Source organism: Streptomyces sp. GLSS-08, assembly GCF_056387915.1.
Genome location: NZ_JBWJAQ010000010.1, coordinates 196,406 through 218,795, shown reverse-complemented (window position 1 = coordinate 218,795; position 22,390 = coordinate 196,406). Strand labels below are relative to the sequence as shown.

Sequence of the window (22,390 nt, the reverse complement as noted above, 5' to 3'; positions counted from 1 at the left end):
ATCGGCGGGTGTCGATGTCGCACGGAGCGTAGTGGAGCACCTGTTCTCAAGGCAGCAACTTGTCGACAGACAGCGCCGGTTGGCACATGCCGACTGGGTATGACCACCCCTTGTGGCACGCGGCCCGAAAGCGGCTCGAAGGCGGCCCGAACGAATGATGACACCGCGTGTTATCCCCCGGCCGGTTGAACGTCTTCCTGCGCACGGAGCCGGTGGTCCGCCACTCCGCCTGATCCGTCCGCCACCCTTGACACGCGTGGCGTCCCCTGGCTTCATGACGGACAGGGTGGGAGCGCTCCCATGCCTGTTGACGTACCAACACATCCGTAGGGCCCAGCACAGGCCGACGTGGCCGTCTTCAGCGCCCAGCGCGACGGCACGGCCCGAGAAGATCGAACACGGCACGGCACGACTCCGATCCTCCCCGCACACCCGTACGGAAAGGACGAACCGTTGCGTCCGCACCCGCCCCTGGTCCCCCGCCCGCACCCCCTTCGCCACCGTGGACAGGCCGATCCGCCTCCGCCCACCGCCTCCCGCCCGATCCCGCGCCGACGCCGCCGGGCAGCTCCCGCCGCCGCGCTCGCCGCGGCGCTGACCGCCGGCCTGCTGCTGCCCCTCGCCGCGGCCTCCCCGTCGGCCGCCGCACCCGCCTTCAACTACGGCGAGGCCCTGCAGAAGTCCCTGCTCTTCTACGAGGCCCAGCAGTCCGGAAAGCTGCCGTCCACCAACCGCGTCGACTGGCGCGGAGACTCGGCGTCGAACGACGGCAAGGACGTCGGCCTCGACCTCAGCGGCGGCTGGTACGACGCCGGCGACCACGTCAAGTTCGGCCTGCCGATGGCGTATTCGGCAACCGTCCTGGCCTGGGGCCGCACTGGAGGAGCGGGCCGCCTACACCTCCGCCGGGCAGTGGACGCACCTGAAGAACAACCTGAAGTTCGTCGACGACTACTTCGTCAAGGCACATCCGTCCGCCAACGTCCTGTACGGGCAGGTCGGCAACGGCGCCAAGGACCACGCCTGGTGGGGCCCGGCCGAGGTCATGCCCATGGAGCGGCCCGCCTACAAGATCGACGCCTCCTGCCCCGGGTCCGACCTCGCCGGACAGACCGCCGCGGCCCTCGCGGCCTCCTCCATGGTGTTCGCCGACAGCGACGCCGCCTACGCCGACAAGCTGCTCACGCACGCCAGACAGCTGTACGGCTTCGCCGACACCTATCGGGGCAAGTACAGCGACTGCATCACCGACGCCCAGAGCTACTACAACTCCTGGAGCGGCTACAACGACGAGCTGGTCTGGGGCGCGATCTGGCTGTACAAGGCAACCGGTGACCCGGCCTACCTGACCAAGGCGGAAAGCTACTACGACAAGCTGTCCACCGAGCCGCAGACCTCCACCCGCTCCTACCGCTGGACGCTGTCCTGGGACGACTCCTCCTACGGCGCGTATGTCCTGCTGGCCCAGCTGACCGGCAAACAGCGGTATCTCGACGACGCCAACCGCTGGCTCGACTGGTGGACGGTCGGCGTGAACGGGAACCGCGTGCGCTACTCCCCCGGCGGCCAGGCAGTCCTCGACAGCTGGGGTTCTCTGCGCTACAGCGCCAACACGGCGTTCGCGGCGCTCATCCACTCGGACCGGCTCACCGGCGACCCCGACCGCAAGGCCCGCTACCACGACTTCGCGGTCCGGCAGATCAACTACGCGCTCGGCGACAACCCGCGCAAGTCGAGCTACGTCGTCGGGTTCGGCACCAATTCGCCGACCAAACCCCATCACCGCACCGCGCACGGCTCGTGGACCGACCAGATCACCAGTCCGGCCGACAGCCGTCACACCCTCTACGGAGCCCTTGTCGGCGGCCCCGGCGCACCGGACGACGCCTACGCGGACGACCGGCAGAACTATGTGAACAACGAGGTCGCCACCGACTACAACGCGGCCTTCAGCGGAGCGCTGGCGCGTCTGTACGCCGAGTACGGCGGCGCGCCCCTGGCGGACTTCCCCAAGCCCGAGCAGCCCGACGGGCCCGGAATGTCGGTGCAGGCCTCGGTGAACGCCTCCGGAGCCACCTTCACCGAGATCAAGGCCTACCTCGTGAACAAGTCCGCCTGGCCGGCGCGTGCCCTGACCAACAGCTCGCTGCGCTACTACTTCACGCTCGAACCGGGGGTGCGCCCGGACCAGATCAGCCTCACCACGAACTACAACCAGTGCGGCAAGGTGTCCGGGCCGACCCGGTACGAGGGTGACGTGTACTACGTCGGCGTGGACTGCTCCAACGCCGTGATCGCGCCCGCCGGCCAGTCCGCGTACCGCAGGGAGGTGCAGTTCAGGATCAGCTCGTCGGGCGCTTGGGACCCGGCCGACGACTGGTCCTACAGTGGCATCGCGACCACTCCGGGCAGCACCCCGGTGAACGCCCCGCACCTCGTTCTGCTGGAGGGGGCGGAGCGACAGTGGGGCACTCCGCCGGACGGCAGCACCCCCGGGCCCGGTCCGACACCCACTCCCACTCCAACACCCACGCCGACACCGGGTCCCGTCGGCTCCTGCGCCGTGACCTACACGGTCGCCTCCTCCTGGAGCGGCGGATTCACCGCTGAGGTGCAGGTCAAGAACACCGGGACGACTGCCCTGGACGGATGGCGGCTCGGCTTCTCGTTCCGCGGTGGCGAGAAAGTGGCCAACGCCTGGAACGCGACGGTGACCCAGTCCGGAGAGGCCGTCACTGCAGTCAACGCGGGCCACAACGGAACCGTTCCCGCGGGCGGTACGGCCGGCTTCGGCTTCCAGTCGAGCGGCACGGCGGCGGGAACCCCCTCGGCGTTCACACTCAACGGCCGCCCCTGCACCTGAGCGAGGGGCGAAGCCCAGTCGGCTGCCACCCGCCACCACGCCACGTCCAGGCCCACACGAACCTGACCGAGCCCTACCAAGCCCCGTACGGCGTTCCGCGCGGCCGACACCAGCCGCGCCCGACGGGCACGGAAGCCCGGTGTCGCCACCGCCCCCGGTGACACCGGGCTCTTCGCCGCGGCCCTCCCCCGGCTCCCCAGCGCTTGCGCGGCATGCCTTGGGAGCGCTCCCAAGGCAGAACTTACCGTTCGTGCAACCGACTTGACCTGCCGCTTCGAAATTCCTTCGACGGTTCGCTGCGCGTTCCCTTGTCAGGGACATGTGAGCCTCTTAAAGTCCTCGTCCGAACCACAAGTGGGAGCGCTCCCACCACGGGGGGTGTCGGGAGCGCTCCCGCCGGTTCGTCCCCCCTCAGTCTCACGAGAGGCCCCCGCATGCGATCGTCACCGCATCACCTCCGCGCCCTGCGCGGCCTGTTGGGAACGCTCCTCACGGCTCTCACCGTCGTCGCCGCGCTGGTCACCACGACGGCGCCGGCACAGGCCGACACCACGATCTGCGAACCGTTCGGATCGACCACGGTCCAGGGACGCTACGTCGTCCAGAACAACCGCTGGGGCACCAGCGAAACGCAGTGCGTCGGCGTCTCGGACACGGGCTTCAGGGTCACCCAGGCCGACGGGGCCGTGCCGACCAACGGCGCCCCCAAGTCGTACCCGTCGATCTTCAACGGCTGCCACTACACCAACTGTTCGCCGGGTACCAACCTCCCCGCGCAGCTCAGCACCATCTCCAGCGCCCCCACCAGCATCTCGTACGGCTATGTCAGCAACGCGGTCTACGACGCCGCGTACGACATCTGGCTCGACCCGACGCCGCGCAAGGACGGTGTGAACCGGACCGAGATCATGGTCTGGTTCAACAAGGTGGGTTCGATCCAGCCCGTCGGTTCCCAGGTCGGCACGGCCACCGTGGGCGGGCGCAGCTGGCAGGTGTGGTCGGGCAACAACGGCGGCAACGACGTGTTGTCCTTCGTCGCCCCGTCCGCGATCACGAGCTGGAACTTCGACGTCATGGACTTCGTCCGGCAGGCCGTGGCGCGCGGACTGGCGCAGAACAACTGGTATCTGACGAGCATTCAGGCCGGTTTCGAGCCCTGGCAGAACGGCGCCGGGCTGTCGGTGAACTCCTTCTCGTCGGCCGTCAACACCGGTGGCACCGACCCGGGCGGCCCCGGGGACCCCGGCGGTCCGGTCGCGTGCAAGGTGTCGTACGGCACGAACGTCTGGCAGGGCGGCTTCACCACCAACGTCACGGTGAGCAACACCGGTTCGACAGCCGTCGACAACTGGAAGCTCGCTTTCACCCTGCCCTCCGGTCAGCGGATCACCAACGCCTGGAACGCGTCGATCACCCCGTCCTCGGGGGCGGTCACGGCGAGCGGACTGTCCCAGAACGCACGGATCGCGGCGGGCGGCAGTCAGTCGTTCGGTTTCCAGGGGACCTACAGCGGCACCTTCGCCAAGCCGGCCGCATTCAGCCTGAACGGCACCGCCTGCACCCTCGCATGACCCGGCCGGCGGGCCTGTGAGCCCGCCGTGTCCCACCTGCTCCGGGGCTCGCTCTTCTTCCCTGCGCCGACAGGGCGGGCCCCGGAACTCCCCCAGTGCCGCCGTCCCGGAAAGGCCTGTCCGCATGAACCGCTCGCCGTCCCCCCGCCGCCCGGCCCTGGTGGCCGCGCTGTGTGCCGTGGCGCTGTCCCTGACCGGGCTGACCGCAGCCGCCCCGCCTTCCGGAGCCTCCGCCGCCGCTCTGCCCTACCAGAACCCCTCTCTTCCGGTGTCGGACCGCGTCGCCGATCTGCTGTCCCGGATGACGCTCGACGACAAGATCGGCCAGATGACGCAGATCGAGAAGGACGCACTGGTCCCGTCCTCCGACCTGGCCACCCATCGCATCGGGTCGGTGCTCTCCGGAGGCGACTCCACCGTCAGTCCCAACAACGCCCAGACCTGGGCCGACACCTATGACTCCCTGCAGCGCACCGCGCTGGGGACTCCGCTGGGCATCCCGATGATCTACGGCATCGACGCCGTGCACGGGCACAACGCGGTGCGCGGCGCCACGATCTTCCCGCACAACATCGGCCTCGGCGCCACCCGCGACCCAGCCCTCGTCCAGCGCGTCGGCCGCACGGTGGCCGAGGAGATGGCGGGCACCGGCATCGACTGGGACTTCGCCCCCTGCCTGTGCGTGGCCCGCAACGACCGATGGGGCCGCACCTATGAGTCCTTCGGCGAGAAGCCCGAACTGCCCACGTCCATGGCGACGTTCGTCACCGGCCTGCAGGGCGAGAGCCTGGGCGCGGGCCCGGCCTCGGTCCTCGCCACCGCCAAGCACTACCTGGGCGACGGCGGCACCGCCGGCGGCGTCGACCAGGGCGACACCCAGGTGTCCGAGGCCGAGCTGCGCGCCGTCCACCTGCCGCCGTTCAAGGAGGCGGTGCGCCGGGGTGTCGGCTCGGTGATGCTCTCCTACAGCAGCTGGAACGGCGTGAGATCGCACGCCAACAAGTACCTGGTCACCGACGTGCTCAAGGGCGAACTCGGCTTCGAAGGCTTCGTCGTCTCCGACTGGGCCGCGGTCGATCAGCTCGACGGGCAGACTGGCTTCACCGGCGCCGAGATCACCACGGCCGTCAACGCGGGCGTCGACATGGTGATGGTCCCGCACGACTACAAGAAGTTCCTGAGCCTGCTGCGCGGAGAGGTGAGCGCGGGCCGGATCTCCCAGGCACGCATCGACGACGCCAACCGCCGCGTCCTCACCAAAAAGTTCCAACTGGGTCTGTTCGAGAGCCCGTTGACCGACCGCTCGTACACCTCCGGGGTCGGCTCCGCCGAGCACCGCGCCCTGGCCCGGCAGGCCGTACGTGCCTCGCAGGTGCTGCTGAAGAACAGTGGCGGCATCCTGCCGCTGGCGAAGAACGCCAAGCTGTTCGTGGCCGGCAAGTCCGCCGACGACATCGGCAACCAGACCGGGGGCTGGACGGTGGGCTGGCAGGGGCGCAGCGGCGCCGTCACACCCGGCACCACGATCCTGCAGGGCATCCGGTCGACCGCCACCGACCCGTCCCGGGTCGCCTACGACCGCTACGGCAACGGGATCGACGGCAGTTACTCGGCCGCCGTGGCCGTCGTCGGCGAGAGCCCGTACGCCGAGGGGCGGGGCGATCGCCCGGGCGGCATGGGGCTGGACCAGGAGGACCTGCAGACCCTCGCCAGGCTGAAGGCGAGCGGTGTGCCCGTCGTCGTGGTCCTGGTCTCCGGGCGCCCGCTCGACATCGCCGCCCAACTGCCCGACTGGAAGGCGTTGCTGGCCGGCTGGCTGCCGGGCACCGAGGGCAACGGCGTCTCGGACGTGCTGTTCGGAGACTACGCCCCGACCGGCAAGCTGCCGGTGACGTGGATGAACGGCGTCTCCCAGCAGCCCATCAACGACGGCGACGGCAAGACGCCGCTCTTCCCGTACGGCTACGGCCTGTCCTACGACACGACACCGGCCCCGGAGCCGACCCCGACGCCGACCCCCACCCCCACGCCGACCCCGACGCCCAAGGCGTGCAGCGCCCAGTTCCGGGTGGCCTCCTCCTGGGCGGGCGGCTACCAGGCGGAGATCACCGTCAAGAACACCGGGGCCGGGCCCCTGACCGGCTGGTTGGTCGAGTGGGACCTGGGCGGGTCGACCGTCACCAACATCTGGAACGGCTCGCTGAGCGTGGCGCAGGGGCGGGCCAGCGTCCGCAATGTCACGCACAACGGCGCGCCGGCACCGGGCGCGACCACGTCGTTCGGCTTCACCGCGAACGGCACCGCGGGCGCGCCGGCTCCGCAGTGCGCCGCCTCCTGACCAGCCGTCGGCTGCTCCCAGCTCCGGCTCAATGTGGTCCCGCTGAGCACCCCGGTCGCGGGCGCCGACGCCTACCTGGAGTCGGTTTCGGCGGTGGCTCCCTGGCGGCCGGCAAGGACACCGGGGACAGCCAAATCCGGATGAAACAAGTCCGACTGGTCCGTGTTCAACGAGGTCGGCGACTTCAGCCGTACCGCCGGCACGTCCACCGCCGACGCCTCGACGGTCCCCGCCACCTCGGCACCGCACTGGCTGGCCTGCACACACCGCCCGCGTAGACCGTTGACCATTCCCTGGAGCCCCCTCACCTGTCCGGCCGACTCCCCGGGCGGGCGAGGGTCTGACGGACTCCCGAACGGGAGCGCTCCCATAGGTTGTTTCCGCATCGCACGAGGAGGAACACACGTGAAACGCTTCCTGGCCTTACTGGCCACCTGCGCCACGGCCGTCGGTCTCACCGCACTGACCGGGCCCCCGGCGGCGGCCGCCACGGGGTGCAAGGTCGACTACACGATCACCAGTCAATGGCAGGGCGGCTTCCAGGCCGGAGTGAAGGTCACGAACCTGGGCGCCCCTGTCACCGGATGGACGCTGAAGTGGACCATGCCGGACGCGGGACAGAAGGTCGTCCAGGGCTGGAACGCCACCTGGTCGCAGTCCGGCTCCACCGTCACCGCCGCCAGTGTCGACTGGAACCGCACCCTGGGCACCGGCGCGGCGACCGACCTGGGCTTCACCGGCTCCTTCACGGGCGCCAACCCCAAGCCCTCGGCGTTCACCCTCAACGGCGTGGCCTGTACGGGCTCCGCCGGCGACGAAGACCCTCCGCCGCCCACCCCGGGCACCGGCGGCACTCCCGTCGACGTCAACGGACAGCTGCACGTCTGCGGCGTGAACCTGTGCAACCAGTACAACCGTCCCATACAGCTGCGGGGCATGAGCACGCACGGCATCCAGTGGTTCAGCAAGTGCTACAACAACGCGTCCCTCGACGCCCTGGCGAAGGACTGGAAGTCCGACCTGCTGCGCATCGCCATGTACGTGCAGGAGAACGGCTACGAGACCGACCCGGCGGGCTTCACCAGCCGCGTGAACAGCCTCGTCGACATGGCCGAGGCCCGCGGCATGTACGCGTTGATCGACTTCCACACCCTGACGCCCGGCGACCCGAACTACAACCTCGACCGCGCCAAGACGTTCTTCGCGTCCGTCGCCGCCCGCAACGCCGGCAAGAAGAACGTGATCTACGAGATCGCCAACGAGCCCAACGGGGTCAGCTGGGCGGCCGTCAAGAACTACGCCGAGCAGGTCATCCCGGTGATCCGGGCCGCCGACCCGGACGCCGTCATCATCGTCGGCACCCGCGGCTGGTCCTCGCTCGGCGTCTCGGACGGCTCCAACGAGACCGAGGTCGTCAACAGCCCCGTCAACGCCACCAACATCATGTACGCGTTCCACTTCTACGCCGCGAGCCACAAGGACAACTACCGGGCCGCAGTGAGTCGGGCGGCCGCCAGACTGCCGCTTTTCGTCACCGAGTTCGGCACGGTCAGCGCCACCGGCGGCGGAGCGATGGACCGGGCGAGCACCATGGCCTGGCTGGACCTGCTCGATCAGCTGAAGATCAGCTACGCGAACTGGACCTACTCGGACGCCTCCGAAAGCAGTGCGGCGTTCAAGTCCGGCACCTGCAACGGCAGTGACTACAGCAGCAGCGGCGTACTGACCGAATCCGGAACACTGCTCAAGAACCGCGTCAGCACCCCCGACAACTTCCCCACCAACTGACCGCCGACGGGGCTCCGGCCGGACCGGAGCCCCGTCCCGACCGGTTGGGAGCACTCCCAAGTCACCCGCTCATTGGAACCGCACGCCGGCCACCGGAGGCACTGCCGACTTCGGCCTGCAGGGGACCTGGCGGTCATCCGATCCCGCGCCGAGCGACTTCACCCTCAATGGCGTGCCCTGCGGCGGTGACGGCACATCGCCCCCGCCGCCCACGACCCCGCCGCCCACGAATCCGCCACCGACGCCCCCGGGCGCCCGGCGCGGACTGCGGCAGCGCAGTGATCCGCTCGGACTTCGAGGACCAGACCGGACCCGCTCCGTCCGGCGCCCGGCGGTTCACCGCACCCGACTGCCAGGGCAGCGGCACGGCCGCCGTGGACAGGGCGGTCGCGCACAGCGGCAGCAGATCGCTGCGCGTCGAGGGCCGGGCCGGCTACTGCAACCACGCCTTCGTCGCCGCCACCGGGGACCTGTCCTCGGTCGGTCCGGTGATGTACGTACGCATGTGGGTGAGGCATACCACGGTGCTCCCCTCCGCCCACGTCACCTTCGTCTCGCTGCCCGACACCTCCCGGGGTGGGCGGAGCCTGCGCGTCGGGGGCCAGAACGGCGCCCTGCAGTGGAAGCGGGAGAGCGACGACGCCACGCTGCCCGCGCAGAGCCCGGCCGGTGTGGCGCTGAGCAGGCCACTGCCCACAGGTAGCTGGCAGTGCCTGCGTTCCGCGATCGACACAGCCGTTCCCGGTCTCGACACCTGGCGGGCGACGAGCGGATTCCGGGACTGCACGCCGACGGTGCCCCCACGCAGGACATCGATCAGCAGTGGCTGGCCCGCACCACGCCACCCCGGCCCAACGGCCTGCGTCTGGGCTGGGAAAGCTACGGGACGGGCGACGACACCCTGTGGTTCGACGATGTGGCCGTGGGCTCCGCCCCCGTCGGCTGCTGACGGCCAGTGAGCCCGGCGGCCGTGCGAGGTCCCGGCCGCCCCGGTGCCTGTTCCGGAACCGGCCATGACGACAAGCCCCCGTGCCCTGCGCGCTCCTGCCACGCCGGTCGTCCCGGCCCCTCCCCCACCGGCACGCCGGTCCCCGGTCCGGGTGGCACGCGGAGTTACGGTCAGCGGCATGGACAGTGATCGCCGTGGCCGGGTCCCGTGTCTGCTCGCCGGAGCGGTGTTCGCCGTGTGCATGGCCGGGACCACGCTGCCGACTCCTCTCTACGGCCTCTACCAGGAGAAGTTCGGATTCTCCGAGTTGACGGTCACCGTCGTGTACGCCGTGTACGCGTTCGGAGTCATCGCCGTGCTGCTGCTGGCGGGCAACGCCTCGGACGCCGTCGGCAGACGTCCCGTTCTGCTGGTGGGACTGGGGTTCGCCGCGGCGAGCGCCACCTGCTTCCTGTGCGCCACCGGTCTGGGCTGGCTGTACGCGGGCCGGCTCCTTTCGGGACTGTCCGCCGGTCTGTTCACCGGGGCGGCCACGGCGTACGTCATGGACCTGGCACCGCCGGGCGCAGCCTCTCGTGCCACGTTCGTGGCCACGGCCGCCAACATGGGCGGGCTCGGCTGCGGCCCGCTGCTCGCGGGAGTGCTAGCGCAGTATGCCGACCGGCCGTTGTACCTCCCGTTCACCGTCCACCTCGCGCTGGTGGCCTGCTCGGCGGCCGTTCTGCTGTGGCTGCCGGAGACCGTGCGCGAGCGGCGACCGCTGAGTACCGTTCGGCCGCAGCGCCCCAGCCTGCCCGGCCAGGTCCGTCCGGTGTTCGGGCCGGCGGCGATCGCCTCGTTCGTCGGATTCGCCCTGTTCGGCGTGTTCACGTCGGTCAGCCCGTCGTTTCTCGCCCAGTCCCTGGACGTACGCAACCACGCCGTGAGCGGGCTGGTCGTCGCGCTGGCCTTCTTCGCCTCGACCGGCGGGCAGCTGGCCGTCGGCCGGGTCGGGGTGAGGCGGTCACTGCCGCTCGGCTGCGCTGGTCTCCTCACCGGGCTGGCGCTGCTCGCGGGTGCGCTGCGGTGGGAGTCGCTGCCGCTGGTGGTGCTGAGCGCGATCGTCGGCGGGGCCGGGCAGGGCCTGGCCTTTCGCGGAGCGTTGTCCGCGGTGGCCGGGGCGTCTCCCGCCGGTCAACGTGCCGCCGTCATCTCGACGTTGTTCGTCGTGGCCTACGCGGGCATCTCGGTGCCGGTCATCGGCGTGGGGCTGCTGGCGGGTCCGATCGGTCTGGAAGGCGCGGGGCTGGTGTTCATCGCGTGCATGGCCGTCCTGGTGACCATCGCCGGCGTGTACTTGCTCCGGCGGCCGGTGCCGGCGAAGGCGTAGCACGAGCGGCTTTCCGGCCAAGGCTTTCGCACCGGCCGCGGGACTCCGGCGACGTCGAGAATCCCGGGAACGGGGACCGGCCCGGTGCATGTACCGTCGCCTGTCGTGGAGTTCATACGCTGGAGCACCGACCGCTTGCGGCCGGGACGGGACGGGAGGCAGCCTTCCAGGGCACAAGTGGCGGCTCTCAGGGGGCTGTCGGACCTGATCGCGGCGGACGAGTACGAAGAGGCCGAGGCCGGGGCAGCAGCTCTGGCCGCCCGTCCCCACGGCGCCCGGGACCGGAACTCCGTGGCGGTACTGCTGGCCAGGACCTCCGCCGTAACAGCCGCCGTGCTGCACGGCCGCAGGGATGGCCTTCTGCCTGAACTGGATGCTCTGATCACGGAGTTGCGCCGGACGAGCGGCGCCGACCGGACGGTGCTGCTGGTGCGCCGGATCAACCGCGCGGTCATCCTCAACGGGCAGGAGCGGTTTCCGGAGGCAGAGGCCGAGGCGTCGGACATCCTGCGCGAGGTGACCCGTCTGACGCATCTCAACGATGTGTGGAACATCGAGTTGACGGCGCTGGCGTGCCTCGCGGAAGCCCTGTGCGGGCAGGACCGTTCCGGGGAGGCGGAGGCCGTCGCGCGCGGGAATCCGGCCAGAGCCGAGGGCAACAGGGCGGCTTCCCTGCGCTGCCTGCTGATCCAGAGCCTCAACGGTCAGGGGCGGTACGAGGAGGCACTGGCCGAGTCCCGTCGGCCGACGCCGCCGGCGTCCCGCGCCGGGGCCGGACAGCTGGGACTGGTCACCGCCCAGGCGCTCCGCGGCCTGGGCCGCCGCGACGAGGCGGACACCACGGCTCGCCGGGCACTGGCCGACTGCGAGCGGTCCCTGCACCCGGCACACCCTCGGAACGCGCGAATCCGCACGCTCCTCACCGACATCGCCGCCGCGGATCCCCCCACGGGGGACTCCTGACGCCCGCTGCCCCCGCCTCCGTCTCGCGCCGGCGTGAGATGCGCACGACGAGATACGCCCTGACACGCGAGGCGCGGGCCGCGGACACTGTGTCCGCGGCCCGCGCATGGAACGGCCCGCGCCCCGCGCCGGAACCACGGGCCCGGATACGACTCAGCCGGCCTCGCCCGTGATGGCGACGCCGGCTGGGACGGGGTACGTCAGGCGTGTCGGTGGGAACGCCGGTTGCCCGTGATGAGGCGGTACAGCACGAGCAGGATGAGGGAGCCGACGATCGCCGCCACCCAGGTCGACAGCTCGAAGAAGCCGTCCACCGAGTCGACGTCGAAGAGGACCTTCCCCAGCCAGCCTCCCAGCAGGGCACCCGCGATACCGATCAGCATGGTGACGATGATTCCGCCCGGGTCCTTGCCGGGCAGCAACAGCTTGGCGATGGCACCGGCCAGCAGGCCGATCAGAATCCAGGCGATGATGCCCACGACTCCTCCTCAGACAATCGGAAGTGCGTTCCTTCTCCGAATGCACCCATAAGGCAAAGATAAACATCCCGTAAGCCGAGGACTGCCCTGCGGCCCCACCGTGCCGCAGACCGGGGCACAGGCCCGGCGAAGGCCGGACTCCCGGGGCGGGCCCCGTGGGTTCGAGGTCGCTTCGGCCGGGGACGGCGGATGGCACGCAGGGAGAAACCCTGCGGGCGTCGCACGCCCGCTCGTGCGGGATCTGGGCGTGCTGGAGAGGAAGCGTGTCACGAAAGCGTCCCGGTGTGTACGCCCGGGCCAGTACGCGTACATACTCCCGTCGGCAGACGCCCCGCCCCTCCCCCGCCGGGCACGGTGTCCAGGTGAAACCAAACCGCCCCGCACGCCGGACCTTCCTCGTCGTCCACGTAGCCGCCTCCGCGAGCTGGCTCGGGCTGTCGCTCGGACTGCTGGCCCTCGGGATCACCGCGACCACCACCCCGGACGCGGCTTCCGTGGCGGCCTCCGCCCGGTCCATGAAGCTGTTCGCCGACTGGCTCCTACTCCCCGTCGCGCTTCTCACGCTGGTCAGCGGCCTGCTGTTGTCCCTGAGCACTCATTGGGGTCTGGCAAGGTACCGGTGGGTCCACACGAAGTTCTGGCTGACTCTGGCGACGACCACGGCCACGGTCTTCGCGTTGCGCCCCGGGGTGAACGCGGCCGTCGCCGCACTCTCCGAAGGCGGCCCGCTGCCCGACGCCGGCGACCTCCTGTTCGGCCCGATCGTCTCTTTGTCCACGTACGTCTTCATGACCGTGATCTCGGTCCTCAAGCCCTGGGGACTGACCCGGCGCGGCCGGAGACTGCGCGGGACCGCTCGCGGCACCACCGGCGCCGACCGCGCCCGCCGGACGGTTTGAGGCCCGCTGTCGCGGCTCCACGGTCAAGGGCGGGCCGAGCGTGTCACCGCCCCGCAGGAGACAGCGGATGCCCTCCACCTACGTGTCCGGGCCCTTGAAGTCGGCGCCCACGGGTATGTGACTGTCGTGCCTAGAGCACCTCAGTGACGAAACAGCACAGATTGACAGGGCGTGTTACCCATGGTCATCCCGCTTATGAAGCAGGCGTCGGATGAGCCAGGGCCGAACTCGGACGTGACACTGGACTGGGAGATTTCCTGGGACGGTGGCGCGATGACAAGTGCGCACGCGCGACACGCGGCCAGCGCATTCCTCGAGCGGTCCCGGCAGTCCGGCCGGATCTCACCCACCCCACGCGACACCCAGAACGTGCAGCTCGTGGTCAGCGAGCTGGTCACCAACGTGTTGCGCCACACTGCCGGCGGCGGCAGTCTGCACATCGGCCTCGCGCCGGAGGGCGACAGCGCCCGGATCAGTGTCCGCGACACCTCCACCCGGTCTCCCCAGGTGCTGGAGCGGGATCCTGGACGCCTCGGCGGACACGGCCTGGAGATCGTCGAGGCGGTCAGCCGCAGCCTGACCGTGGAGACCCGCCCGGACGGCACGGGCAAGGTGATCATCGTCGAGTTGCCGCTCGCCCGTCCGGAGCCCGCCAACTGGTCCTCCAAGCAGACGCGGGTCACCGGCGCGGGGCGGCAACAGCCGGCGCGCTCCTCCCAGGAGTCCGACCCCGTTCAAGTGGACTTCTCAACTCCGGCAACCGATTCCCACCGATGGGGACACCGCCGGTAACGCAGGCAACTCGTCAGCGAGGTGCGGTCATGGCTCACACAGTCAGTCCTGAACGCCGGCCCTGCGCCGTTTCGGTGCTCGGCGGGCCGACCAGCGTCATCGACATGGGCGGCCTCCGTCTGGTGTGTGATCCCACCTTCGACGAAGCGGGCGATCACGGCTACCTGACGAAAACCGCCGGGCCCGCGGCCACCGAGGACGACCTCGGGGACGTCGACGCCGTCCTCGTCAGCCATGACCTGCATCCCGACAACCTGGACGACCGCGGGCGGGCGTTCGCTCTGCGTTCTCCGCTCGTGCTCACCGGTCCCGCATCCGCCGACCGTCTGGGCTCACCCGCCCGGGGGCTGGCGACCTGGGAACCTGCCCGTCTCCCCCGCCCCGACGGCGGAACGCTCGAAGTATGCGCTGTTCCCGCCCAGCACGGGCCGGACGACGGGGAGCGCGACCAGGACGGGCACGTGAACTGCGAGGTGACCGGGTTCGTGCTGCGCGGGGAGGGCCTGCCGACCCTTTACGTCAGCGGTGACAACGCCTCCGTCGGCATCGTCGCCAAGATCGCTCGCCGCATGGCGCCGGTCGATGTCGCGATCGTGTTCATGGGCGCGGCACGTGTACCCGGCAAGATGCGCGGACGCCCGCTGACCCTGTCCGCGGAGCGGGCGAGCGCCGCGGTGTCCGTACTCGGCGCACCCGTCGTGATCCCCGCTCACTGCGACAGCTGGGCGCACTTCAGCGAAGAGCGCGCCGACATCGAGCGCGCGTTCGACGACGCGGGCCTTGCAGGGTGCCTGCGGACTGCCCGGAACGGCACGTGGATCGACCTGCCTTTCTGACGCGTCCCGGCGGCGACCGCATCGCTGGTGTCACCCGCTGAAGAAGTGACCGACAGCAGTCAGCCTCCTGTCACCGGTCACGCTGGTGAGGGTGAGCAGGAACATCTTTCTCAAGGGTCATGGAAGTCGATCGGCTACCCACCCCTCTCACCGCACCGTCACCCCCTTGACGGGTGACGCGTCACAATGCGACTCTGACTCCCACAGAGCCACCTGGCTCTGCCCGCCACCGATTGAGCGGAGGGTGACCGTGGAAAGTCAGGGCACCATGGACGGCGCCGCGGCCGCGCGACACGCACGGTTCGGCAAGCTGCCCGAGCGCATCCGATACGAGGACATCATCGAGGAGCGGGCAGCAACGCCCGGCGACACTGCGCGGAACGCCTACAACCCCGAGGGATCCTGGACGTCCTTCTCCTGCCTGGCCGCCGACCTGGGCCTGTGAGGCGGGCGCCCGCGAAGACCGAAGGGCGCGGCACCCGTACGCCGCGCCGTCACCGGACGCACGCGCGGAACCGGGCGCACGGGCCGACCCACCGGATCGTTCGAGCACGCCTTGGCGGGCGCACCAGTCACCTGTCAAGATAGTGATGTGAACCCAGACCACGTCTTCGTGTGCGGAAACCCGGCTCTCGACTTCGCCGCGACCGTCCGGGCGCGACGTTCGACGCGTTTCGAGATGTTCGCGACGCCGGACCGGCTGGACGCCTGGTACATGGAGTCAGGAATCGTGGACGCGGTCTCCCCCAGCCAGGAGAGCGACGTCGACCAGGCGACGGCCGTACGAGAAGCCGTGTACCAGCTGGTCACGGCTCGCCGGCTCGGCGAGGAGTACGCCAAGGGCGCACTGGCCGTCGTGAACAGCGCGGCCCGCAGGCCTCCGGCGGTGCCCCAGCTGACCCCCTCTGGACGCTGGACCGCTGCGACATCCGAAGAAGCGCTGTCGGCGGTGGCGCGCCTCGCCATCGAGCTTCTGAACGGGCCGGACGTCCCGCTGCTCAAGGAGTGCGGCAACCCCGAGTGCACCCGCGTCTACATCGACCGCTCGCGGGGCATGCGGCGGCAGTGGTGCGGCATGGAGTCCTGCGGCAACAAGCTCAAGGCCGCCGCGTACCGCGCTCGCAGGAAGACCCCGGACTCCGCAGCGGCCCGCTGACCCCGTCGGCGCAGCTTTCGGCCCGGGAGGAGCCCTGGCGCTCCCTCTGAGCCGACGGGATCAGCCCAGGCGCGAGACCTGGTAGTGGGCGACGCGCCAGCCTTCGTCCGTGCGCTTCAGCAGCAGGCTCAGGCTGACGTTGATCGTGGGCCGGTCGGTGAACGAGAAGTCCACACCGAGATACCCGAGGACGAGATCGTCGCCGAGATGTCTGGTTTCGAGAATCCGGTAGTCAGCGGTGAGCCCCAACGGCTGGGAGTCGTAGTAGTCCGCGATCGCCTCGCGACCCACGCCGTAGGGGTGCAGCCCCTGGAAGATGGCGTCCTCGGTGAACAGGGACGCGACCCGTCGCGGCTCGTGCCCGTCCACGGCAGCCTTCCACCGGTCGGCGACACCTCGCAGAATCGCTTCCGTCTCCGTCGTGCTGTGCATCAGGTTCTCCCGCCCATTGGAACCGCCGGCTTCCGAACCGGCCGACCCAACCAGCATGCCATTTGGTAAGCGACTGGTCTACTATTTGCAGGCAGAAGTCTGGATGAGTGCGTGGCGGCGGCGAGGTGCCCGCAGCCGTGAGGGAGGCCGACCGCAGGTCACGGTCGGACAGCTCCCGTCCAGTCCGCCGGAGGAACCGCGGGCCTGTCAGCCGACGAGGGCGACCGGGGCGTCCCAGGCGTCACGGTCCACGGTGATCGTGTGACCGCCGCGGGTCTCCTTGCTGTTCACCATGTACTGGTGGCCGCGGCTGTGGCCTGTGAACAGCTTCGGGTCCCAGGGCCAGTCCGTCGTGGTGGTGTTCTTCTTGTCCCACAACGCGTACCAGAGGTTGCCCGGCAGGTCCGTCCTGTCGGAGGCCGTGGCGATGGCCTTGGCGCTGGAACTGCTGAAGCCGTAGTACCCGGCGCGGTAGGTCTTGGCGCGCAGGGTCTTGGTGAAGGAGCGCACGTACGTCAACACGGCGTCGTTGCACGCCTTGTCGGTGATGTCGTAGGGCTCCATGTCGAGGTAGACGGCGCTGCCGGCCTTCATTCCGAGCGCCGATGCCTTGGCAACCGCGTCGTTGGCGTTGCTCACGCCCAGGGAAGCCGCCGTGGAGGCGGTGAGTTTCTCCGGGTTGTTGCCCGTCTGGCACGGAGGCTGGGCGCCGACGTAGAGCGGGATGAGCTTGTAACCGAGGGAGTTGACCGACTTCACCCAGGACGCGGTGAGGTTCGGCTGAGCGCACCCGCGGTTCTTGCCACCGATGTAGACGGCGGCGGCACCGTAGAAGCCCGTGTTCCACGCCTTCATCGCCGCGAGAGAAGGCGCCGTGCAGGCGTCGAACGCCCGGCCCGTATACGTCTTCTGCGCCGGCCAGGTGGTGGTTGCCATGGAGGTCTGCGCCGCGATTCCGGCACCGGCGGCGACGACCACGCCCGTTACTGACCACGCCAGATAGCGGCCTCTCCTGGACAACCGGTGACTGGACATCCCCACCCCTTTTGATCGCGGCCGACGGAGCGCCACTGGTGCGCCCTCGGGCCCGGCGCGCGTGCGGAGTTCATCGTGGTGATGACTGCAGTGCCAGGCGGCGCCCGCACCGGCGCGGTATGACTCCGACGTTCGGAGCGCTCCGTAGCCTACCCAAGATCAGTGGGCAGGTTGGCAACATGGCATGTTCATCAGTGCTGAGACTCGGGCACCTTGGTCCGCAGCTTCCGGTCGTTCTGCCCCGGCCGTCGAGTGATCCGACGCGGGCCTGCGACATCCCGGATCGCATCGTCGACGAGGGCGTGGCCGCCTCCGGTCACCGACAGACGCTGGTGGAACTGCCGGCCCCGCGGACTCCCCAGTCGGTTCTGGCGGCGCTCGCGCACTCCAGAAAATCGCGAACTGACGCGGGCCGAGCCGGCCGGCCTCGCGACCGGAGCGGGCCGTCCCTACGGCGGGACCGCGCGCCGGCGAGCGGTTGGTAACCGGGGGCCCGACCCGGCGGCTCAGGAACGGCCGCGGCCAGGTGTCAGGGCTGTCCCCCGGGCAACACCGCGTGTTTGTCGCGAGTTCCGCCGAGTCGGGGACGGGCAAGAGCCGTCGCAGGAGGTCGAAGCTCAGGTCAGGCAGCCAGGGCCTTGCCCCCGCCCGCGGTCGCACGGCGGGGGGCGCGCTGCCGCCGGGCGTGCTGCGCCAGGATCTCGTCGGCGGCGCAGATCGCGTCGGCGACCGAGCGGGTGCCGGTCAGCATGCAGAGGGTACGCGTCACGTCGTCCAGCTCCCGCTGCCACTCACGCGTGCTCCTCTCCGCGAGAGCGATGCGTGCGCTCGCGTACCGGGCGAGAAGCTTTCTCACATGGCGCGGGTCCGGCGTCGACACGGTGACACCCCTTCGGTGATCTGTCCGGGAAACTGTTGTCCGTATGCCCCGGACAAACGAGTCCATGCCGACGCCCGGGCACGGACTTCGGTGGCAGGCCGCGCACGACCCCGCTCGTGCGAGCCGCGTCCGCGGGCCGACCGGCACGGACGTCGAGGGTCGGCGTCGGCGTCGGCGTCGGCGTCGGCGTCGGCGTCGGCGTGATCCGAGCGGTGCCTAGGCTTCCGGCATGAACGACATCGCGCCCGGGATACGGATCAGACCCGGCAGCCGGGCCGACGCACCCGCCGTGCTGGCCATGCTCGACTCCGCGGTGGCCTGGATGAACGCCCGCGGCAACACCGAGCAGTGGGGCACGACACCGTACTCGCGGACGCCCGGCGGGGTGGCGCGCGTCGAGCGGTACACCACCGAGAACGCCCCCTACATCGCGGAGTCGGACGGGACACCTGTCGGCGCCATGGTGCTGGACACCGGGCCCAGCCCGCAGATGCCGATCGCCCGGGCCCGGGAGCCCGAGCGGTACGTCCGGCTGCTGGTCTCCGACCGGCGGCACGCCGGCCACGGCATCGGGGCGGCGCTGCTGGCGCATGCCGCCGATGAGACCCGGCGGGCCGGCGTGAGACTGCTGCGGGTCGACTGCTGGGCGGGCGGCGGGGGCGAGCTGGTCGCGTTCTACCAGCGCAACGGCTTCACCCCCACCGGCCGTTTCCTGTCCGGCGGCTGGCCGGGGCAGGTGCTGGCCCGGCGCCTGGACTGACAGCGACGTGTCCGGTGCCCGGGCGGCGTTCACGACGCCCACGCTCGCTCGTCGCCCACCAGGGCTGCGGCTACGAGCGCTTGGGCGAAAGCTCCGCCACCGCAGTGCCCGCCGCCGGCGGAGACGGGCGGCAGGGAACAGGCGGGCAGCTCTAGTGGGTCCCTACTTCGTGGAGACCCAGCTTCTCCTCGGGGACCTGGTCTGTGCGTCCCGAGAAGGTTGCCTCCCCTGGGTGCGGGTGCGGTCCCGGCCGACCAGCCCCAGCAGGAAGCCCACCGGGATGGTGACAAGGCCCGGGGTCTGGAGCGGGTACCAGTGGAAGTCGCGGTCGGGGAAGAGTGCGATCGGCGTGCCCGAGACGGCCGGGGATCCCGCGAGCAACAGCACGATCAGCGGCAGCGTCCCGTAGATGGTCCAGCGCGCCCCGGTGGCCGTGTGGCCGGGCAGGAAGAGCGCGTACAGCAGGACCGGAGCGAGTACCGAGGCCGCGACGGTGAACGACATGGAGATCAGGGTCAGTCTGCCGCGGTCCTGGAGGAGCACCGAAAGGATCACGGCGGCGGCGCCGACCACGACGATGCCCACCCTTGCCCTGCGGATCTCTCCCCCGGGTGAGCGGCCCGGGGTCCCGTCGGCCGGGCGGGCGCCGAAGTCGCGGGCGAGACTGGACGCGGCGGCCAGGGTGATGCCCGCGACGGCCGCGAGAGTGGTGACGAAGACGGCACACGCGACGATCGCGAACAGCATGCTGTGCCGCGCGCCCCCGGGGACCGGGTCGAGTGCGCCCGTCACCATCAGCAGGGCAGTGGCTCCCCCGGGGTCGGCGGCCCGTATCAGGTCCCGGCCGATCAGGGCACAGGCACCGAGCCCGGCCACCACCACGCCGGCGCACACCACCGCGACGGGGCCCACGGCCCACCCGACGGCACGGCGCGCGGTCCGGGCGTCGCGCAGCGGGTGCAGCCGCATGGTGAGGTGCGGCAGGCAGGCGGCGCCGATCAGGAGGGTGGACTCGAAGCTGATCAGGTCAAGTCGCCCGGCGAAGGAGTGACCGAAGTGCAGTCCGGGGGCCGCGTAGTCGGAGCCCGCCTCGGAGCGGTCCTGTGCGGCGTCGAAGAGGGCGAGGGGCGACCATCCGTACCGGGCGAGAACGAGCCCGGCGAGAAGCAGTACTGCGGTCAGGGTCACTCCGACCTTGAGAATCTGTACGTAGCCGATGCCACGCATCCCGCCGAACGCGGCGTAGCAGACCATCAGCGTCCCGCCGGCGACGGTGCAGCCGGTCAGCGCGCCCTCCGGAAGCCCGAACATGGCCGCCATGATGTGGCCGGCGGTGGACAGCTGCACCAGGAGCAGGGGGGCGAGCACGACGAGGGTGGCGACGCCGAGAGCGCGCCGTACGGAGACGTCGCCGAGCCGTTCGGCGAGGAAGTCGCCCAGGGTGAACACGCCCCGGCGGCGCAGGGGTTCGCCCAGGATCCGCATGACGAGGTAGAGCGAGACGACGGTGGCGCAGGCGAAGAGGATGCCGTCGCTCCCGTCGAGGGCGACGGCTCCCGTGGTGCTGAGCAGGGTGGCCGCGGAGATGTAGTCGCCCGCGACGGCGAGACCGCTGCCGACCGGACCGAAGGCGGCGCTGCCGCCCGCGTAGAAGTGCTCGGGGTCGTCCAGGTCGGCGGCGGCGAGGCCGCACAGCAGCAGGGACACCGCGACGAAGGCGAGGAAGACCATGGCGGCGAGCGACTGTCCGTCGCCGGTACTCACGGGCGGCGCTCCGGTGCCGCTGATGCGTTCAGGTCTGTTGGCGCGCCCGGGCCCGACGTCGCAGGGGAAGCAGGAGACATGCCGGACATGGCACCAGCGGCCCGGTGCTGCGTACAGGGGGCGGGGCAGGTGAGAGGCCCGTGCACAGCGAGGCCGGGGCCACGTTGTGCTGAAGCACAGGGCCCCGCGCGGGCCGGTGGGCGGGACACTGGTCCAAGGGGCTTGGTGGCTTTCGCGGCGGCGTCGAGCCGGTGGGTGCGTGGCCGGCGAACTGCCCGTGCTGTCCGGTGGGGCAGGATGGGGCCATGAGCGTAGTCAAGATCAACGTACTGACCGTCCCTGCCGAGCAGCGGGAAACGCTGGAGAAGCGCTTCGCCTCCCGTGCCCACGCCGTGGAGAACTCCGACGGGTTCGAGTGGTTCGAACTCCTCCGCCCGGTCGAAGGCACCGACAGCTACCTCGTCTACACGCGGTGGCGTGACGAAGAGTCCTTCCAGGCGTGGATGGAGGGCCCGATGAAGGCCGCCCACCAGGGCGGCGGCGGCGCGGAAAGCGGGGAGCGTCCCAAGCCGGCGGCGAGCGGGTCCACGTTGTGGTCGTTCGAGGTCGTGCAGCAGGCGGCCCCGAAGGACGCGTAGTCCCTACCGCGTGGTTCGTATCGCGTCCGGCCGCGCGAGCGGCCGGACGGCGGTCACGCGTCGGCGGCGGTCACGCGTCGGGCGATCACGCCTCGGGGCAGTGAAGCGGCGGCGTGTTCACCCGGCCAGCCGCGCGACTTGGCGGCCCGCCCGTGCGACTGATGGCCGATTCCGCGCAGCCGGCGCCCCGGCACTCCGATACCCGGCGCCCGGCGCCCCGGCAGTCGGGGAGACGCACGTCACATCCACTCCTGTCACATGTCGTCGAGCGGTTCCGTCAGTGAGGTGTAACCCGACGACGGCACAGGAGTTCACCATGGACGCTCGCTTGAACCTCTACGGCAACCCGGTCGCGACCAAGTTCCTGCGGTACATCAACTCGGCCGGCAAGGTGCTTTCCGACTCGACGCTCCCTGCCGAGACCCAGGAACTGGTGAAGATCCGCGCCAGCCAGATCAACGGCTGCGGCTTCTGCACCGACATGCACACCAAGGACGCCGCGCACGCCGGGGAGACCTCGACGCGTCTGAATCTGATCGCCGCCTGGCGGGAGGCCAAGGTCTTCACCGAGGCCGAGCGGGCCGCCCTGGAACTGACCGAGCAGGGCACCCGTACCGCCGACGCGGCCGGCGGAGTCACCGACGGGGCCTGGGCGGACGCCGCCAAGCACTACGACGAGGACCAGCTCGCCGCCCTGGTGTCCCTCATCGCCCTCATCAACGCCTACAACCGCGTGAACGTCATCGTCCAGCAGCCCGCCGGCGACTACCAGCCGGGCCAGTTCGGATAGAAGCGCGTATCCGGTCTGCACAAGGGGCGACGCCGCTTCGCACGTCCGCCACGCTCGCCACGCACCACCCGCGAATCCGTGGATCCGT

General features: G+C 70.4%; 19 protein-coding genes and 2 pseudogenes. 16 read left to right on the top strand and 5 right to left on the bottom strand.

Annotation, left to right across the window (positions count from 1 at the left end; genetic code table 11):
• Positions 1–348 precede the first annotated feature (348 nt).
• From AC0ZLC_RS19955 to AC0ZLC_RS19920, 8 genes and pseudogenes are all read left to right on the top strand, one after another.
• A pseudogene (locus AC0ZLC_RS19955) lies at positions 349–813 on the top strand (glycoside hydrolase family 9 protein); the annotation flags it as partial.
• Positions 814–847: 34 nt separating this feature from the next.
• On the top strand, positions 848–2,863 hold the full coding sequence (locus tag AC0ZLC_RS19950) for a glycoside hydrolase family 9 protein (RefSeq protein ID WP_476753400.1): 2,016 nt from the start codon (positions 848–850) through the stop codon (positions 2,861–2,863).
• Positions 2,864–3,297: 434 nt separating this feature from the next.
• Entirely contained in the window at positions 3,298–4,434 is a 1,137-nt protein-coding gene (locus AC0ZLC_RS19945; RefSeq protein WP_476753319.1) for a glycoside hydrolase family 12 protein, read from the top strand.
• Positions 4,435–4,558: 124 nt separating this feature from the next.
• Positions 4,559–6,772, top strand: coding sequence for a glycoside hydrolase family 3 N-terminal domain-containing protein (locus AC0ZLC_RS19940; protein ID WP_476753318.1), 2,214 nt, complete (start codon positions 4,559–4,561; stop codon positions 6,770–6,772).
• 405 nt (positions 6,773–7,177) lie between these two features.
• Complete coding sequence (locus AC0ZLC_RS19935; RefSeq protein ID WP_476753317.1) at positions 7,178–8,560, top strand: cellulase family glycosylhydrolase; 1,383 nt, start codon at positions 7,178–7,180, stop codon at positions 8,558–8,560.
• 73 nt (positions 8,561–8,633) lie between these two features.
• Positions 8,634–9,509, top strand: a pseudogene (locus AC0ZLC_RS19930) (cellulose binding domain-containing protein); the annotation flags it as partial.
• Between the two features lie 178 nt (positions 9,510–9,687).
• On the top strand, positions 9,688–10,878 hold the full coding sequence (locus tag AC0ZLC_RS19925) for an MFS transporter (protein WP_476753316.1): 1,191 nt from the start codon (positions 9,688–9,690) through the stop codon (positions 10,876–10,878).
• Positions 10,879–11,055: 177 nt separating this feature from the next.
• Positions 11,056–11,841 (top strand): tetratricopeptide repeat protein, encoded by a 786-nt coding sequence (locus AC0ZLC_RS19920; RefSeq protein WP_476753315.1) that lies wholly within the window; start codon positions 11,056–11,058, stop codon positions 11,839–11,841.
• Positions 11,842–12,041: 200 nt separating this feature from the next.
• On the opposite strand, the gene AC0ZLC_RS19915 is transcribed toward AC0ZLC_RS19920, so the two are convergent.
• A complete protein-coding gene (locus AC0ZLC_RS19915; protein ID WP_358852397.1) occupies positions 12,042–12,320 on the bottom strand; it encodes a GlsB/YeaQ/YmgE family stress response membrane protein in 279 nt (92 codons plus the stop codon).
• Between the two features lie 362 nt (positions 12,321–12,682).
• Between AC0ZLC_RS19915 and AC0ZLC_RS19910 the strand changes: the two genes are divergently transcribed.
• From AC0ZLC_RS19910 to AC0ZLC_RS19890, 5 genes are all read left to right on the top strand, one after another.
• Entirely contained in the window at positions 12,683–13,219 is a 537-nt protein-coding gene (locus AC0ZLC_RS19910; RefSeq protein ID WP_476753314.1) for a DUF2269 family protein, read from the top strand.
• Between the two features lie 273 nt (positions 13,220–13,492).
• On the top strand, positions 13,493–14,011 hold the full coding sequence (locus tag AC0ZLC_RS19905) for an ATP-binding protein (protein WP_476753313.1): 519 nt from the start codon (positions 13,493–13,495) through the stop codon (positions 14,009–14,011).
• A 29-nt stretch (positions 14,012–14,040) separates the two neighbouring features.
• Complete coding sequence (locus AC0ZLC_RS19900; protein WP_476753312.1) at positions 14,041–14,847, top strand: MBL fold metallo-hydrolase; 807 nt, start codon at positions 14,041–14,043, stop codon at positions 14,845–14,847.
• Between the two features lie 250 nt (positions 14,848–15,097).
• Entirely contained in the window at positions 15,098–15,292 is a 195-nt protein-coding gene (locus AC0ZLC_RS19895; RefSeq protein WP_476753399.1) for a hypothetical protein, read from the top strand.
• Between the two features lie 147 nt (positions 15,293–15,439).
• Positions 15,440–16,003: a CGNR zinc finger domain-containing protein gene (locus AC0ZLC_RS19890; RefSeq protein WP_476753311.1), complete on the top strand. Its 564-nt coding sequence runs from the start codon at positions 15,440–15,442 to the stop codon at positions 16,001–16,003.
• 60 nt (positions 16,004–16,063) lie between these two features.
• Here the strand turns inward: AC0ZLC_RS19890 and AC0ZLC_RS19885 are convergent, their stop codons facing one another.
• The 3 genes from AC0ZLC_RS19885 to AC0ZLC_RS19875 all read right to left on the bottom strand — a co-directional run bounded on the left by AC0ZLC_RS19885 (position 16,064) and on the right by AC0ZLC_RS19875 (position 18,350).
• Positions 16,064–16,435, bottom strand: a complete 372-nt coding sequence (locus AC0ZLC_RS19885) for an SgcJ/EcaC family oxidoreductase (RefSeq protein WP_476753310.1) — start codon at positions 16,433–16,435, stop codon at positions 16,064–16,066.
• Between the two features lie 207 nt (positions 16,436–16,642).
• Positions 16,643–17,470, bottom strand: coding sequence for a glycoside hydrolase domain-containing protein (locus AC0ZLC_RS19880; RefSeq protein WP_476753309.1), 828 nt, complete (start codon positions 17,468–17,470; stop codon positions 16,643–16,645).
• Between the two features lie 622 nt (positions 17,471–18,092).
• The gene (locus tag AC0ZLC_RS19875) at positions 18,093–18,350 is read right to left on the bottom strand and encodes a DUF5133 domain-containing protein (protein ID WP_476753308.1); all 258 of its coding nucleotides are present in this window, start codon (positions 18,348–18,350) and stop codon (positions 18,093–18,095) included.
• Between the two features lie 229 nt (positions 18,351–18,579).
• Between AC0ZLC_RS19875 and AC0ZLC_RS19870 the strand changes: the two genes are divergently transcribed.
• Positions 18,580–19,110, top strand: coding sequence for a GNAT family N-acetyltransferase (locus tag AC0ZLC_RS19870; protein ID WP_476753307.1), 531 nt, complete (start codon positions 18,580–18,582; stop codon positions 19,108–19,110).
• Between the two features lie 162 nt (positions 19,111–19,272).
• On the opposite strand, the gene AC0ZLC_RS19865 is transcribed toward AC0ZLC_RS19870, so the two are convergent.
• Complete coding sequence (locus AC0ZLC_RS19865; RefSeq protein WP_476753306.1) at positions 19,273–20,874, bottom strand: sodium/solute symporter; 1,602 nt, start codon at positions 20,872–20,874, stop codon at positions 19,273–19,275.
• Positions 20,875–21,179: 305 nt separating this feature from the next.
• Between AC0ZLC_RS19865 and AC0ZLC_RS19860 the strand changes: the two genes are divergently transcribed.
• Together AC0ZLC_RS19860 and AC0ZLC_RS19855 are read left to right on the top strand one after the other, a co-directional pair.
• Positions 21,180–21,512 (top strand): antibiotic biosynthesis monooxygenase family protein, encoded by a 333-nt coding sequence (locus tag AC0ZLC_RS19860; RefSeq protein ID WP_476753305.1) that lies wholly within the window; start codon positions 21,180–21,182, stop codon positions 21,510–21,512.
• A 316-nt stretch (positions 21,513–21,828) separates the two neighbouring features.
• The gene (locus tag AC0ZLC_RS19855) at positions 21,829–22,302 is read left to right on the top strand and encodes a carboxymuconolactone decarboxylase family protein (RefSeq protein WP_476753304.1); all 474 of its coding nucleotides are present in this window, start codon (positions 21,829–21,831) and stop codon (positions 22,300–22,302) included.
• Positions 22,303–22,390: the final 88 nt, after the last annotated feature.

What these genes read in the sequence shown, in the direction of transcription:
- AC0ZLC_RS19945 (WP_476753319.1), top strand. Translation starts at nt 3,298, where the DNA reads ATGCGATCGTCACCGCATCACCTCCGCGCCCTGCGCGGCCTGTTGGGA.
- AC0ZLC_RS19940 (WP_476753318.1), top strand. Translation starts at nt 4,559, where the DNA reads ATGAACCGCTCGCCGTCCCCCCGCCGCCCGGCCCTGGTGGCCGCGCTG.
- AC0ZLC_RS19925 (WP_476753316.1), top strand. Translation starts at nt 9,688, where the DNA reads ATGGACAGTGATCGCCGTGGCCGGGTCCCGTGTCTGCTCGCCGGAGCG.
- AC0ZLC_RS19905 (WP_476753313.1), top strand. Translation starts at nt 13,493, where the DNA reads ATGACAAGTGCGCACGCGCGACACGCGGCCAGCGCATTCCTCGAGCGG.
- AC0ZLC_RS19900 (WP_476753312.1), top strand. Translation starts at nt 14,041, where the DNA reads ATGGCTCACACAGTCAGTCCTGAACGCCGGCCCTGCGCCGTTTCGGTG.
- AC0ZLC_RS19885 (WP_476753310.1), bottom strand. Translation starts at nt 16,435, where the DNA reads ATGCACAGCACGACGGAGACGGAAGCGATTCTGCGAGGTGTCGCCGAC.
- AC0ZLC_RS19880 (WP_476753309.1), bottom strand. Translation starts at nt 17,470, where the DNA reads ATGTCCAGTCACCGGTTGTCCAGGAGAGGCCGCTATCTGGCGTGGTCA.
- AC0ZLC_RS19870 (WP_476753307.1), top strand. Translation starts at nt 18,580, where the DNA reads ATGAACGACATCGCGCCCGGGATACGGATCAGACCCGGCAGCCGGGCC.
- AC0ZLC_RS19860 (WP_476753305.1), top strand. Translation starts at nt 21,180, where the DNA reads ATGAGCGTAGTCAAGATCAACGTACTGACCGTCCCTGCCGAGCAGCGG.
- AC0ZLC_RS19855 (WP_476753304.1), top strand. Translation starts at nt 21,829, where the DNA reads ATGGACGCTCGCTTGAACCTCTACGGCAACCCGGTCGCGACCAAGTTC.